Source organism: Microbispora sp. GKU 823, assembly GCF_002027145.1.
GTDB lineage: Bacteria > Actinomycetota > Actinomycetes > Streptosporangiales > Streptosporangiaceae > Microbispora > Microbispora siamensis.
Map to the genome: position 1 here is coordinate 1 of NZ_MWJN01000163.1, position 13,762 is coordinate 13,762.

Consider the following 13,762-nt stretch of genomic DNA (forward strand, 5'->3'; position numbering starts at 1 on the left):
CTTCTGGTCGCCGCTGGACCCGACAACGCCGGGCTTGCTGTCGGCCGAAGCGCCACCGGTCGAGACGTGCTTGGTGGGCAGCGTGGTCTCGACGTTGTACGGCGTGGCGTTGATCAGGTTGGCCTTGTTCTCGCCGTACCAGAACGCCGCCACCTGCTTGGCGGCGAAGTTCGTGTTCGCGAGGTTGACGGCCGGGATCTCGTCGGCGGCCTGAGCCGGCGCGGCGATGGCGGCAGAGGCCAGCAGGCCCGCCGCGATCCCGCCGAGAGCGAGAGTGCGCTTCATGGATTTCTCCCTGGTCTGTCGTGGGACGTCACTTGCGCCCCATCCGTCAGTAAGAGACGAGGGAAAAGGTATAGGAGAGTTATGTGGGGTGTAAGGGGATCAGGGGCGTCTGTTCGCTCGCTGCCGACTCCGTGTCAGCCCGTCGTTCAAGCCTTCCGGTGCGTTTCCGCTGATCATTTACGGGGTACCGCAAACTTCTTGACCGGTCGGATCGGCGTCCAATGTGATGTAAATCACAGGTTGCGGTGAAACCGTAGGGGCGCCGTTCCCGTCCAAAACGGTCTCCTCGGGACGCTGTCGGGCCGACTCGCTCCCGCATGCCCGCGACCATTCACTTCCCCCGTCTCCGGACTCTGGGACGAGGGCGGAGGCGCCATCCGGCCCCTCGTCGACGCGGCGACGAAGCGTCGTGTGGCTACCGCGTTCGGGGTCCCGGCGTCACGCATGACCCTCATGTCCACGAATGAAGCCGGCATGCATAGGGGCCACGTGCTCGGCGACGACGACTTCTGGAACGGTCCGTTCAAGCAGTAATGGCAATTGAATCGGTCCAATGGAGGTCGTTCAGGAGTGAATTCTCCGCCCGTATTGGCTGTCGCCTTGTCAAGGCGGGGAGGTGGGAACGGGACCTCTCTCGGCCATTCGGAAGGACAAATGCGAGCGCCTATGTCCGAAAAGCTCACTTATGTCCGATTTAGCTCGGACTGGGCGGCTGGGCGGTGGGGAAGGGCCTCGACGGCAGGTGGGCAGGGCGGCGTCCGCCTCCCACGCCGGCGTCGTCGCGGCGGGACCGGGCGTACGGGGCCTCGCAGGCGGCTCCGCCTGTCGCCGGTCGAGTGGGGTCGCTCCCGGGCCCGTCACCGGGCCCGAGGCGCGGGGGCCACGGCGGCCGTGGAAGAGACACGCGCGCCGGCACGGCGGGGCGAGGCGGGAGCGTCCTCGCCCGGTGCGGCGTTCCGGAAGAAACGAAAGGGCCCGGATGGACAAGCCATCCGGGCCCTTCCTGGCAGCCGTCAGGAGTCAGAAGACTCAGACGATGCGGCCGGAAGCGAACTTCGCGGCGTACTGGTAGACGGCCAGGGTCTCACCGTCGAAGTACGGGGAGACGCTGGTGTCGATGCGGTCGTTGCCGTCCACGTCGGCGAGACCGATGGTCACACCGTTGAGGTAGCCGAGCCGCTTGGCGTTGCTGTAGCGGTACAGCCACGGCGAACCGATCGAGCCCTCACCGGTGAAGGAGGACTTGACGCCCACGAGCTCCTCGCCCTTGATGGCCGGGACGCTCGCCCTGAACGTCTTGCCGTAGGCCCACTTCTGGGTCTTGCCGGTGAACTGGTAGTTGCCGTCCGGCTCCGACCCGCTCGGGTAGCCGAACATGAAGATGTTCGTGCCGATCTTCTGGTTGTAGGCCAGGCCCTGACCGCCCACGTTGTCGCCGAGACGACCCACGTCCTTCAGGGCGATCTTCAGCGTGCCGTGCGGCCTGTGGTCGTGACGGCCGTACGTCGCCCAGAAGGTCCGGGCGTAGTACTTGTACTTCGGCCGGTGACCGTTGTCGTCGCAGTGGTCCCTGCCGCCGCCACGACGGTCGTTGTCGCCGGAGAAGGTGTCGCGGGGACCGCGGTCGTCGTCGCACCAGTCGGGCTTGCCGGTCGGCGAGGGGGACGGCGACGGGGACGGGGAGGCTGACGGCGAGGGGCTCGGCGACGGCGACGGGCTCGCGCTCGGGCTGGGGCTCGGGCTCTTGCTCGGCCTGGGGCCGCGGCCGGGACCGTGGTCGTCGTCGTTGCCGTTGCCGGGCTTGAAGAGGACCACGTCGTCCGCGGCGGCCCTGGGGCCGTCGTGGCCGTGGCCGTGGTCGTCGCGGTCCCAGACCTTCTTGCGGAAGTACAGGGTCTTGCCGTCACCGCTGACGTACGAGTCGAAGCGGCTGTTGTACTGCCGCTCGCTGATCTCGCGGGTCTGGACACCCGTGCCCTTGGCCCAGGGGCCGTTGCCGGTGAGGTCCCTGCCCCTGTTCAGCGCCTGGAACTCGCGCACGGACAGGCGCTCGGTGCGGTGGCCGTAACGGTCGTCGCGGCCGTGGTCGCCACGTCCCCACTCGTCACGGTCGTTGCGCCCGTGGTCGTCGCGGCCGTGGTGGTCGCCACGCCCGTGGTGGTCGTCGCGGCCGTACCTGTCATAGCTGACGCCGGTGACCTGGACACCGTTGTAGACGGTCACGAACGCGTAGTCGCGGTCGCCGTCCTCGTACACGTCGTAGTCGTAGTGGGTGTACGCGGTCTTACCCACGTAGATGCCCCACGGGGTCTTGCCCTGGTAGTAACCGGGGATGAAGACCCACTTGTCCAGCGTGGCGCGGTTGCGGTCGGTGTCGTAGACACAGTGACCGGCGGTCGCGACCAGGTTCTTGTAGCCGTTCTGCACCGCGGTGGCCGAGCACCAGTGCGGCCTGTGGTCGGCGCCGATGAAGAACACCTTGCCCACGGTGCGGGGGAGGTTGACGTTCTTCAGGTTGCCGGTGGCGGCCTTCTGGTCGCCGCTCGACCCGACGACGCCGGGCTTGCTGCTGGCGGACGTCCCACCGGTCGAGACGTGCTTCGCGGGGAACTTGGTCTCGACGTTGTACGGCGTGGCGTTGATCAGGTTGGCCCGAGCCTCGCCGAACCAGAACGCCGCCACCTGCTGAGCCGCGAAGTTGGTGTTCGCGAGGTTGATGGCGGGGATTTGGTCGGCGGCATGGGCCGGGGAGGCGACGATGGCGGAGGCCAGGAGGCCGGCCGTCACACCGCCGAGGGCGAGAGTGCGCTTCAAGGTGGATCTCCCTGGTCTGTCGTGAGGCGCCACTTGCGCCCCATGCGTCAGTGAAGGAACTAGGGAAGTTATAACGAAGAAACCCTCTGAAAACAGAAATTTCAGAATTTCCTCTTCGTCCCTACAGGGTCTCCACGCTCCGCCGACGAAGGTGCCGGTGCGCGTCGCCCGCCTCGTCTCCGCTGATCACGCAGCATCCGTACGTCGCCGATTCTGTGGCGCGTGTGGATCGGTCCAAGGTCAAGTGTGACGAAAATCACACTTAAAGGGGGATGTCGTCCTCCCGGACGGGGTCAATGGCGGGTGGCGAAGTGCGAATTTCCCCATCGAAAGCCTCAAAAGCGACAAACGGAGAATGTAGGCCTTTCTCGGCCGCGAGGGGGGCGTTTGCCGGCGGCGATGTCCGGCGTTGTCCGGCCGGTGCACTGCCGCTTTCCGCCGACCGACAGGCAGGGGGTGCGACCACTCAGTGGGCCGCCCCGTCGGAGGTGTCGAAGGGGACCAGGAGTGTGCGCAGCAGGGCGGCGAGGGCCTGCTGTTCGTGCTGTTCGAGGCCGGCGAGCAGTTCGCGTTCGCGGCGCAGGAGGTCGGCGAAGGCGGTGTCCACGCGGTGCATGCCGGCGGGCGTCAGCCGCACCAGCACGCCGCGCCGGTCCTCGGGATCCGGCCGCCGGGTGACCAGTCCGGCGGCGGCCAGCCTGTCGATGCGGTTCGTCATCGTGCCCGAGGTCACCAGGGTGGCGCGCAGGAGCGCTCCCGGGCTCAGCTCGTACGGCTCGCCCGCGCGGCGCAGGGCCGTCAGCACGTCGAACTCCCACGACTCGATGTCGTGGGACGCGAAGGCCGCCCGGCGCTCGCGCTCCAGGTGCCGGCTCAGCCGGGAGACTCGGCTCAGCACCTCGAGAGGCGTCACGTCCAGGTCCGGGCGTTCCTGCTTCCAGGCCGCGACCAGCCGGTCCACCTCGTCCTCGACGGGCCTCGAGAAGGTCATGGGCCGAGTCTAGCTTCTCTTGACATCGAGATATCTCTCGCGATAACGATTTATCTCGACGTCAAGATAACGGAGGATGGTGGCATGGGCGCGGACATCTGGGATCCGGCAGTCTACGAGCGGTACGCGGCCGAGCGCGGCCGTCCCTTCCACGAGCTCGTGGCCCGGGTGGGCGCCAGGTCGCCCGAGTACGTCGTCGATCTCGGCTGCGGCACCGGGGAGCTCACGGCGACCCTGTGCGACCGCTGGCCCGGCGCCCGTGTGCACGGCGTCGACTCCTCGCCCGCGATGATCGCCAAGGCGCCGCCCGGGCCGACGTTCGAGGTGGCCGACGTCCGCGACTGGCACCCGCCACGCCCGGTCGACGTGATCGTCTCGAACGCGCTTCTGCAGTGGATCCCGGAGCACCCCGATCTGCTGCGCCGGTGGAGGAGCCACCTCACCGAGGGCGGCTGGCTCGCCTTCCAGGTGCCCGGCAACTTCGACGCGCCGAGCCACGCCGTCGTGCGCGAGCTGTGCCGTACGACCTGGCGGGAGGAGCTGGGCGACGTGCCGCGGGGCATGCCGGTCGGGGAGCCCGCCGACTACGTGGACCTCCTCGCCGGTCTCGGCTTCACCGTGGACGCGTGGGAGACCACCTACGTGCATGTCCTGCCCGGGGAGGACCCGGTGCTCGGCTGGATCAAGGGCACGGCCCTGCGGCCCATGCTCGACCGGCTGCCGGCCGAGCGGCACGCCGCGTTCCTCGCCGACTGCGCGCGTGCCCTGCGTGCCGCCTACCCGCCCAGGCCGTACGGCACGCTGTTCCCGTTCCGGCGGATCTTCGTGGCCGCACATCTGTGAGGGCGCACCTGAGCGTCCCGATGGTGAGCGGAAACGCTGTTCACTTTCGCCTGGCAGTATGACCGCCAACCGGGACACAAGGGGGAACGGTGGCGCTTGAGATCGAGGACAAGTTCGACGTTCCGGAGGGCTTCGCCCTGCCCGACCTGAGTGACGTGCCGGGGTGCGAAGGAGTAGCAGAGCCGCTCTCCCACCGGCTGACCGCGGTCTACTTCGACACCCCCGACCTGCGGCTGGCGGCCCGGGGCGTCACCCTGCGCCGGCGGCGCGGCGGGGACGACGAGGGCTGGCACCTCAAGCTGCCCAAGGCCAAGGGCGCCCGTCAGGAGATCACCCGGCCGCTCACCCGCAGCGCCAAGGTGGTGCCCGCCGAGCTGGCGAGCCTCGTCCTCGCGTACACGCGGGGCGCTCCGCTCGCGCCGGTGGCCCAGCTGGAGACCCGGCGCGGGGTCACCCGGCTGCTCGGCCCGGGCGGCACCGTGCTCGTCGAGATCGCCGACGACCGGGTGAAGGGCACGGTGCCGGCGAGTACGGCGCTCGGCGACGAGCCGGTGGTGCGGCGCTGGCGCGAGGTCGAGGCCGAGCTCAAGGAGGGCGAGCGCGACCTTCTCAAGAAGGTGGCCAAGCGGCTGCGCAAGGCGGGCGCCGCTCCCGCGGACAGCGCGAGCAAACTCGCCCGCGTCCTGGGAGACCGCATCCCCGCGCCGCGGCCGAGGACCCGGCCCGAGCCCGGGTCGGCCGGAGAGGTCGTCGTCGCCTACCTCCGCGCTCACGTGGACGCGCTGCTCGCGCGGGACCCGCACGTGCGGCTGGCCGAGGAGGACGCCGTCCACAAGGCCAGGGTCGCCTGCCGCCGCCTGCGCAGCGCGCTCAAGGCGTTCAAGCGGATCGTCGCCGGCACCGAGGACCTCCAGGAGGAGCTCAAGTGGCTCGGCGAGGTGCTGGGCGAGGCCCGTGACCTGGAGGTGATCCGGGCCCGCTTCGCCACCCGCCTCGACGGCCTCGATTCCCGCTTCGTCACCGCCGACGCGCGCCGCAGGCTGGGCGACGACCTGCTGGCCAGGGAGCACGACGCGTACGAGCGCATCCGGCGCGCGCTCAGCGAGGACCGCTACTTCGCGCTGCTCGACGCCCTCGACGCGCTGGCCGCGGACCCGCCGCTGACGGCCACGGCGGCCAAGGACGCCGGCAAAGCGCTGCTGAAGATCGTGGACAGGAACTGGCGGCGGGTGACCGACGCCTACGAGGCGGCGCGGCGCATGGAGGAAGGTGAGGAGCGGGAGACGGCCATGCACGACGTGCGCAAGGCCGCCAAGCGGGCCCGATACACGGCGGAGGCGGCGGGCATCTCCGGCGCGGCCGAGCGCGCCAGGCAGGTGCAGGAGGTGCTCGGACGGCACCAGGACGGCGTCGTCGCCCAGGGAGTGCTACTGGAGGAGGCGGAACGGGCCCGGCAGGCCGGAGAGGACACCTTCACCTACGGCGTGCTCGCGGGCATCGAGAGCGCGGAGGCGGCCCGGGCCCAGGAGGAGTTCCCCGCCGTCTGGTCCCGCCTCGCCTGACATCCCGCCTGACCCTCTCATGCCTGGCCTTCTGTGATGGTGCCGCCGGTGGGGAACAGGATCGGGCTCAGCAGGTACGGCCGGCGGCCCTCCGCCGGCCCGTTGCCCCGATGGGCCAGCATCGCGCCCCCCACCTGCTTGATCAGGTCCGCGAGCTCGTCGGGTGTCAGCCAGTACGTGGACTGGGTGTAGCCGACCGAGTCGGCGATCGGGTCCGCTCCCTCCCGGTCGAGGTAGGCGTTGAACTCGCTGAGCAACACCCCCAGCGCCGTCGTGAACGCTTCGCGATGGTCCTCCAGTGACATCGACGCGGCCATGTCACGGTCGATCAGCGTCCGGGCTCGGTGCAGCCGGTAGGTGCGCTCGACCGCGCCGTGCACCCGTCGCTCGCCGACCACTTCGAGCACGCCCGCCTCGGCCAGCAGCCCGACATGCCGGTACACGGTGGTCCTCGGCACGTCGGCCAGGTCTTCGCACAGGTCGCCGATCGTGCGAGCGCGGCCGCCCGACATGGCGTGCACGATCCGCAGGCGCACTGGATGCAAAAGCAGGGTCACGGTGTCCATACCGCTACGATTCCACGATTGGTACCATTCCCAAAAATGGGATCGCAGGGGGAATGTGAATCATGAAGCCACCCTTAGGCGAGTACTACGACGTGAACGGCCGCGAGTTGCTGCTGCATCGAGAGGGGAGCGGCGCCCCCGCCGTCGTGTTCCTCCCCGGAGCCGGTGCGGTCGGCATGGACTACTGGGACGCCCAGCGGCGCGCCGCCGCCTTCACCACCAGCGTCTTCTACGACCGGGCCGGGACCGGCTGGAGCGAGAGCGTCGACCTGCCCCGCTCGTCCGCTGAGGTCACCGACGAACTCGACGCGCTCCTGCGCAGCGCGAAAGTCCCCGGCCCCTACGTGCTCGCCGGACACTCGCTGGGCGCCCTGTACGCCCGCCACTACGCGAGCCGCTTCCCCGACAAGGTCGCCGGGCTTGTCCTGATGGAACCGGCCCACGAGGATTACCGCGCCTATATGCCGCGCGAGCTGGTCGAACGATGGGACGCCTGGGACCCCGCCGACGCCCTTCCCGACGAATTGCCCGGAGAAATCCTGGAGTTCTACCGCGTCCTGTTCGAGCAGGAGACGGCAGACTGGCCGCCCGACCTGCGCGAGCCGCTCGTCGACAGCCACGTGAGCCGTGAATGGCTGCTCACCGGCATCCGAGAGGCCGCGAACATCGAAGCCGTCCGTGATGAGATCCGCGCCGCGGGCCCGCTGCCCGACGTGCCGGTGATCATTTTGACCGCACTGGCCATCGACCCGTTCAAGCAGGCAGTGTCGGCAGGCGTTCCCGAGGAACTGCTCCAGGCGGAGAACGACGGCAAAACGCGCCTCTACAACGAGTTCGCCGCCTCCGTCCCGCGCGGTGAGAACCGCATCGTGGAGGACGCGGGGCACGTCACACTGCCGTTCCGCCGCCCTGACGCGGTGGTGCGGGCGATCCGCGACGTCCTCGCACTGTGACTCTCAGGCATGACTCTCAGGTCGCGTACCGCGCGCCGGTTTCAGGTCGCATACCGCTCCATGCTCACGACGCGCTCGCCGGCATCGACGGTGTCGCCGTGTCTGCCGGCGGCGCGGTTTCTGTCAGCGGTGTGGTGGAGCACGGCGAAGCCGCCCTTGGCGAGGGTGTGGTCGGCGGTCCGCACGCCGTGCAGCGCCTCGCCTGCCATGCCCAGCAGCTCGGGCAGGATCTTGCCGTGGCTGCACAGCACCGCCGGCCCGGGCGCGGCCAGCAGATCGCGCACGAGCCGTTCCGCCTCGCGCGGGTCGTAGCCGCTCTCCGACAGCGCCGTCTCCTCGCGCACCTCCAGCCCGTGCCGCTCGGCGTACGGCTTGAGCGTCTGCACGCAGCGCCTGCTGTGCGAGCTGACCAGGACGGCCGGGCGGTAGGCCCCGAGCACCGTGGCCAGGATCTTGGCCTGGGCGCGGCCGCGCTCGTCCAGCGGGCGCCGGTCGTCGTCGCCCTTCCACTCCTGCCTGGAGCCCGCCAGCGCGTGCCGCAGCAAAATCAGTGGCGTGGTGACGAGGGGAGCGGCGCCGACGGCGCGCAGCAGGCTGCGGTCCCACGCGTAGGTGAGGCGCCGTCGCGCCTCCTCGATCGGCAGCCAGGCGACCTTGTCGACCTCGCACCCGTCGCCGCCGATCGGATGCTGGTGCCCGGGCGCCTGGGCGAGCCAGTAGTCCACCCGCTTCAGCCGGCCGTCGTGCATGTAGTGCACGGGCGGGAGCGCGCGGCCGAGCACGACCCGCAGGCCGGTCTCCTCCCACACCTCGCGCAGGGCCGCCGCGATCACGTGCTCGCCGCGCCTGAGCTTCCCCTTGGGCAGGCTCCAGTCGTCGTACGCCGGGCGGTGCACGAGGGCGACCTCCGGGTCGTCCTCGTTTCCCCGCCAGACGACCGCCCCGGCCGCCCTGATCATGCCCTTGCCCATGCCTTCGACCATGCCCTCGGCCGTCAGTCCGTCACGTCGTTCACGGTCCGCCAGCGCCTCCCCGCGATCAGGTGGTGCTGGAGATCGACCTCGCCCCGGTGACGCAGCCACTTGCCGTCGGAGTGCAGCGTCCAGGCGGTGGTGGTGTCCCGGAACGCCAGATCGAGCAGATCGGACAGATACCTGCGCTGCTGCGTGCTGGTGACCTTGACCAGCGCCTCGACCCGCCGGTCCAGGTTGCGGCGCATCAGGTCGGCGCTGCCGATCCAGATCTCCGGCCGCCGCCCCCCGCCGAACTCGTACACCCGGGAGTGTTCGAGGAAACGGCCGAGCACGCTGCGTACGCGGATGTTCTCCGACAGGCCGGGCACGCCGGGGCGGAGGGTGCAGATGCCGCGCACCCACAGGTCGACCGGCACCCCCGCCTGCGAGGCGCGATACAGCGCGTCGATGATCGGCTCGTCCACCATCGAGTTGGTCTTGATCCGGATCCGGGCCGGGCGGCCCGCCACGCGATGGGCGATCTCCTGCTCGATCCGGGCGAGCAGGCCCTGGCGCAGCGAGTCGGGCGCGACCAGCAGCCGGCGATACTCGGACTGGTGGGAGTAGCCGGTCAGGTGGATGAACAGGTCAGTGACGTCCTCGCCCACCTGCGGATCGGCGGTGAGCAGGCCGAAGTCCTCATACTGCCGGGCCGTCTTCGGGTTGTAGTTGCCGGTGCCGATGTGGCAGTAGCGGCGCAGCTCGCCGCCCGCCTCCTGACGGACCACCATCGACAGCTTGCAGTGCGTCTTGAGGCCGAGCACGCCGTACACGACGTGGCACCCGGCCGTCTCCAGCTTGCGCGCCCAGGAGATGTTCGCGTGCTCGTCGAACCTCGCCTTGATCTCCACCACGACCACGACCTGCTTGCCCGCCTCGGCCGCGTCGATCAGCGCGTCCACGATCGGCGAGTCGCCGCTGGTGCGATAGAGGGTCTGTTTGATCGCCAGCACGTCCGGGTCGGCCGCCGCCTCCTCCACGAACCGCTGCACGCTCGTCGCGAACGAGTCGTACGGGTGGTGGATGAGGATGTCGCGCTCGCGGAGGGTGGCGAACAGGTCGTCCTCGGCGCTGATCGCCTCCGCCGGGACGAACGGCCGGTAGTGGAGCTCCGGGCGGTCGAGGTCGGCGATGGCGTGCAGCCCGGTTAAGTCGAGCGGCCCGGGCAGGCGGTAGATCTCGTTGTCGGACACGCCCAGCTCGTCCACCAGCAGTTCCAGCACCTGCGGGGTGATGGTGTCCTCGACCTCCAGCCGCACCGGCGGCCCGAACCGGCGGCGCAGCAGCTCGCGCTCCAGCGCCTTCATGAGGTTCTCCGTGACGTCCTCGTCGATCTCCAGGTCCTCGTTCCTGGTCACCCGGAAGACGTGGTGCTGCACGATCTGCATGCCCTTGAACAGTTCGCCCAGGTGGGCGGCGATCACGTCCTCCAGCGGGACGAACCGGTTGGGCGAGGCGGTCACGAACCGGGGAAGCTGCGAGGGGACCTTCACCCGCGCGAACACCGTGTGGTCGTTCGCCGGGTTCCGCACGGTCACGGCCAGGTTCAGCGAAAGACCGGAGATGTACGGGAACGGGTGGGCGGGATCGACGGCCAGCGGCGTCAGGACCGGCCGGATCCGCTCACGGAAGAGCTTGCGCAGCGCCGTCCGCTCGTCCCTCGCGAGGTCGTCCCAGCGGACGATCGCGATGCCCTCCTCGGCGAGCTCCGGGCAGATGCGGCCGTGGAAGACCGCGGCGTGCCTGCGCGCGAGCTCGTCGGCGACCGTCGAGATCCGCGACAGCGCCTCGCTCGGCTTCAGCCCGCCCGTCGTCCGCAGGAGCAGGCCGGTCGCCATCCGCCGTTTGAGCCCGGCCACCCGTACGCGGAAGAACTCGTCCAGGTTGCTCGCGAAGATGGCGAGGAACCGGACGCGTTCGAGCAGCGGCACCGAGGAGTCCTCCGCCAGCTCCAGGACGCGCTCGTTGAACTGGAGCCAGCTCTCCTCCCGGTTGAGGAATCGGTCGGTGGGCAGCGGGGCGTGCGCGGGGAGGTCGGCCTCCTCCGGCTCAGGGGCGGGGGAGCTTTGGGCGGACATATAACGAAATATGCCCCAACTCGTTGAACGGAACGTTAACTTCGTAGCAACGAAAGCGTCAGGCCGGCGCTGACAGGCCCGGCGATCGTCCACGCGCCGCCGGCGGGACCGTCAGATCTCCCCGTGCTGTTGCCGGTCGAATCCCTTCGTCCGCTCCCGCTGCAGGCGTTCCAGTTCCTTGGCCCGCTCGCGCTGCTGGCGTTCGAGTTCCTTGGCGCGTTCGCGCTGTTCGCGTTCGCGTGCCTTCTCCTGCTCGCGGCGGAGCTTCTCCTGCTCCTTCATCTGCCGTTCGAGTTCCTTGGCGCGTTCGCGCTGCTCGCGTTCCTTGGCCTTCTCCAGCTCGCGCTGCTGGCGTTCGAGCTGCTTGGCGCGTTCGCGCTGTTCGCGTTCGCGTGCCTTCTCCTGCTCGCGGCGGAGCTTCTCCTGCTCCTTCGAGTCGCGCTCGGCGGGTCGCGCCGTACGGGTCTCCGCGGCGGGGGTCAGGACCAGGCCGCGCGTGGCGGCGGTGAGCGTGGGATTGGAATCGAGGCCGGTCAGGCCGTTCCAGGACAGGTTCACCAGGTGGGCGGCGACCTCCTCGCGGCGCGGCTTGCGCACCTCGAGCCACCACTGGCCGGTGAGGGCGGTCATCCCCACGAGCATCTGGGCGTACATCGGCGCGAGCTTGGGGTCATAGCCGCGCTCCCGGAACTCGTCCGCCAGCACGTCCTCCACCTGGCTGGCGATGTCGCTGATCAGGCTGGCGAAGGTGCCCGTACCCGAGGCGGCGTGGGAGTCACGGACGAGGATGCGGAAGCCCTCGCTGCTCTCCTCGATGTACTGCAGGAGGGCGAGCGCGGCCCGCTCCAGCTTGATGCGGGCGTGCGAGGCCGACAGGGCCTGGGTGACCAGGCTGAGCAGGCGCTGCATCTCCCGGTCGATGACGACGGCGTAGATGCCCTCCTTGCCGCCGAAGTGCTCGTACACCACCGGCTTGGACACCTTGGCGCTGGCCGCGATCTCCTCGACCGAGGTGCCGTCGAAACCCTTGTCGGCGAACAGGGCACGGCCGACCTGGATCAGCTGCTCGCGCCGTTCCGCGCCGGTCATGCGTCTTCGGGATCGGGAAGACTCGCTCACGGGTTCCATCATGGCGGGTGCGGGTGCCCTGACCCGGCTCGGGCCGGTCCGCGTCTTTTCCGGAGAAGTCACCCGACGTGCCGGTACGGCCACCGCGGAGGCGGGGGCCGTACGAGTGCCGGTGCCGGCCGGTGCCGGGAGGGCGGATGTGGAGGGCGCCGCCGGAGAAGGGGGCGCCGATGCGGGGGAGGTCGGTGTGAGGGACAGGGCCGCCGCGTTCCGCGGAGCGGCCCTGCCGTCAACGCTGACTGAGTCGTCAGCCAAGTCGCTTCGCCGCCAGCCGCTCGGGGGTCGGCCAGCGCACGTCGTAGGCCCATCCGGCCTTCTCGAACCAGCGGATCAGGCCCGCGCTGAGGTCGATCTGGCCCTTCAGGGCGCCGTGCCGCGCGCAGGTGGGGTCGGAGTGGTGCAGGTTGTGCCACGACTCGCCGAACGACGGGATGGCCAGCCACCAGACGTTGCGGGACTTGTCGCGCGACTCGAACACCTCCTCGCCGAACACGTGGCAGATGGAGTTGATCGACCAGGTCACGTGGTGCAGCAGCCCGATCCGGATCAGCGTGCCCCAGAAGAAGGCGGTCAGCGCGCCCTGCCACGACCAGGTGATGAGGCCGCCCAGGACGGGCGGGAGCAGCAGGGAGGTGATCGCCAGCGGCGGGAACCACCGGTGCAGCTTCATGATGTCCGGGTCCTTCAGCAGGTCCGGGGCGTACTTGGCGCGGTTGACGCGCTCGACCTCGAAGAGCCAGCCCACGTGCGCGTACAGCAGGCCCTTGCACATCGACCTGAAGCCGGGCCCGAACCGCCACGGCGAGTGCGGGTCGCCCTCCTTGTCGGAGAACTTGTGGTGCTTGCGGTGGGCGGCCACCCAGTCCAGCACCGACATCTCCAGCGAGAGGCTGCCGGCGATCCCGAGGGCGATCTTCAGAGGCCGGTTGGCCTTGAACGAGCCGTGGGTGAAATAGCGGTGGAACCCGACCGTGACCCCCAAGCCGGACACGACGTAGAACACGGCGGCGATCGCGATGTCCGTCCAGCCCAGGCCCCATCCCCAGGCGAACGGCACCGCGGCGATGACCGCGAGGATCGGAAGGCCGACGACGAGCGCGAAGACGACCAGATCGGCTTTGCTCTTGCCTTCAGGCTCGAACTCCGGCTTCGGCTGTGGTGAGGGACGTTCGGTCAGGACGGTCATGGGCTACCTCACGAGATATGGGGAAGATTGTCTGGCTACGCAACCGTAACCTACGCCATCGTAAGTTAGGAATGCCTAAGAGCGAATGTGTGGAAGGTGACGCTCCGGGCCACATCTGGTGGCGAATCCATGCCTTGCACCAACGGTCGGCCATCTGGTAATGCCTCGTGCTCGCTTGCGGGGCCGCGCCGTCGACGCCGCGGCGTCCACGGCGATCTGCCCGCAGGGCCCTCTCGATAACATCCGGATTCGCCGTATTTCCGGCCATATGCGGGCTTGTCGGGCGGGCTGGGCAACCGCCGACCGCGAAGCCGAAGCCAGGCGCACCGTCGGTGACGGACGT

10 protein-coding genes and 1 pseudogene are annotated in these 13,762 nt (G+C 69.5%); 3 read left to right on the forward strand and 8 right to left on the reverse strand.

Annotated features, from left to right (window positions below):
* The 3 genes and pseudogenes from B1L11_RS42320 to B1L11_RS42330 form a co-directional block, all read right to left on the reverse strand.
* Positions 1 to 285 (reverse strand): annotated as a pseudogene (locus tag B1L11_RS42320) (hypothetical protein); the annotation flags it as partial.
* 1,029 nt (positions 286 to 1,314) lie between these two features.
* Positions 1,315 to 3,099 carry a serine protease gene (locus B1L11_RS53405; RefSeq protein WP_256863384.1) on the reverse strand — a complete coding sequence of 595 codons (1,785 nt, stop codon included), beginning with the start codon at positions 3,097 to 3,099 and terminating at the stop codon, positions 1,315 to 1,317.
* 466 nt (positions 3,100 to 3,565) lie between these two features.
* Positions 3,566 to 4,090: a MarR family winged helix-turn-helix transcriptional regulator gene (locus tag B1L11_RS42330; protein WP_079320805.1), complete on the reverse strand. Its 525-nt coding sequence runs from the start codon at positions 4,088 to 4,090 to the stop codon at positions 3,566 to 3,568.
* Positions 4,091 to 4,174: 84 nt separating this feature from the next.
* Between B1L11_RS42330 and B1L11_RS42335 the strand changes: the two genes are divergently transcribed.
* Together B1L11_RS42335 and B1L11_RS42340 are read left to right on the forward strand one after the other, a co-directional pair.
* Positions 4,175 to 4,933: a trans-aconitate 2-methyltransferase gene (locus B1L11_RS42335; RefSeq protein ID WP_218671661.1), complete on the forward strand. Its 759-nt coding sequence runs from the start codon at positions 4,175 to 4,177 to the stop codon at positions 4,931 to 4,933.
* A gap of 89 nt (positions 4,934 to 5,022) precedes the next feature.
* Positions 5,023 to 6,495: a CYTH and CHAD domain-containing protein gene (locus tag B1L11_RS42340; protein WP_079320806.1), complete on the forward strand. Its 1,473-nt coding sequence runs from the start codon at positions 5,023 to 5,025 to the stop codon at positions 6,493 to 6,495.
* Positions 6,496 to 6,512: 17 nt separating this feature from the next.
* Here the strand turns inward: B1L11_RS42340 and B1L11_RS42345 are convergent, their stop codons facing one another.
* On the reverse strand, positions 6,513 to 7,061 hold the full coding sequence (locus tag B1L11_RS42345) for a helix-turn-helix domain-containing protein (protein ID WP_079320807.1): 549 nt from the start codon (positions 7,059 to 7,061) through the stop codon (positions 6,513 to 6,515).
* Positions 7,062 to 7,123: 62 nt separating this feature from the next.
* Between B1L11_RS42345 and B1L11_RS42350 the strand changes: the two genes are divergently transcribed.
* Positions 7,124 to 8,014: an alpha/beta fold hydrolase gene (locus B1L11_RS42350; protein WP_218671662.1), complete on the forward strand. Its 891-nt coding sequence runs from the start codon at positions 7,124 to 7,126 to the stop codon at positions 8,012 to 8,014.
* A 41-nt stretch (positions 8,015 to 8,055) separates the two neighbouring features.
* Here the strand turns inward: B1L11_RS42350 and B1L11_RS42355 are convergent, their stop codons facing one another.
* The 4 genes from B1L11_RS42355 to B1L11_RS42370 form a co-directional block, all read right to left on the reverse strand.
* Complete coding sequence (locus tag B1L11_RS42355) at positions 8,056 to 8,997, reverse strand: NUDIX hydrolase (protein ID WP_256863385.1); 942 nt, start codon at positions 8,995 to 8,997, stop codon at positions 8,056 to 8,058.
* 11 nt (positions 8,998 to 9,008) lie between these two features.
* On the reverse strand, positions 9,009 to 11,105 hold the full coding sequence (locus tag B1L11_RS42360; RefSeq protein WP_079320808.1) for an RNA degradosome polyphosphate kinase: 2,097 nt from the start codon (positions 11,103 to 11,105) through the stop codon (positions 9,009 to 9,011).
* Positions 11,106 to 11,216: 111 nt separating this feature from the next.
* Positions 11,217 to 12,224, reverse strand: a complete 1,008-nt coding sequence (locus B1L11_RS42365) for a TetR family transcriptional regulator (RefSeq protein ID WP_372974781.1) — start codon at positions 12,222 to 12,224, stop codon at positions 11,217 to 11,219.
* A gap of 256 nt (positions 12,225 to 12,480) precedes the next feature.
* Entirely contained in the window at positions 12,481 to 13,419 is a 939-nt protein-coding gene (locus tag B1L11_RS42370; protein ID WP_079320809.1) for an acyl-CoA desaturase, read from the reverse strand.
* Between the last annotated feature and the right edge of the window lie 343 nt (positions 13,420 to 13,762).

What these genes read in the sequence shown, in the direction of transcription:
- B1L11_RS42330 (WP_079320805.1), bottom strand. Translation starts at nt 4,090, where the DNA reads ATGACCTTCTCGAGGCCCGTCGAGGACGAGGTGGACCGGCTGGTCGCG.
- B1L11_RS42335 (WP_218671661.1), top strand. Translation starts at nt 4,175, where the DNA reads ATGGGCGCGGACATCTGGGATCCGGCAGTCTACGAGCGGTACGCGGCC.
- B1L11_RS42345 (WP_079320807.1), bottom strand. Translation starts at nt 7,061, where the DNA reads ATGGACACCGTGACCCTGCTTTTGCATCCAGTGCGCCTGCGGATCGTG.
- B1L11_RS42350 (WP_218671662.1), top strand. Translation starts at nt 7,124, where the DNA reads ATGAAGCCACCCTTAGGCGAGTACTACGACGTGAACGGCCGCGAGTTG.
- B1L11_RS42355 (WP_256863385.1), bottom strand. Translation starts at nt 8,997, where the DNA reads ATGGTCGAAGGCATGGGCAAGGGCATGATCAGGGCGGCCGGGGCGGTC.
- B1L11_RS42360 (WP_079320808.1), bottom strand. Translation starts at nt 11,105, where the DNA reads ATGTCCGCCCAAAGCTCCCCCGCCCCTGAGCCGGAGGAGGCCGACCTC.
- B1L11_RS42370 (WP_079320809.1), bottom strand. Translation starts at nt 13,419, where the DNA reads ATGACCGTCCTGACCGAACGTCCCTCACCACAGCCGAAGCCGGAGTTC.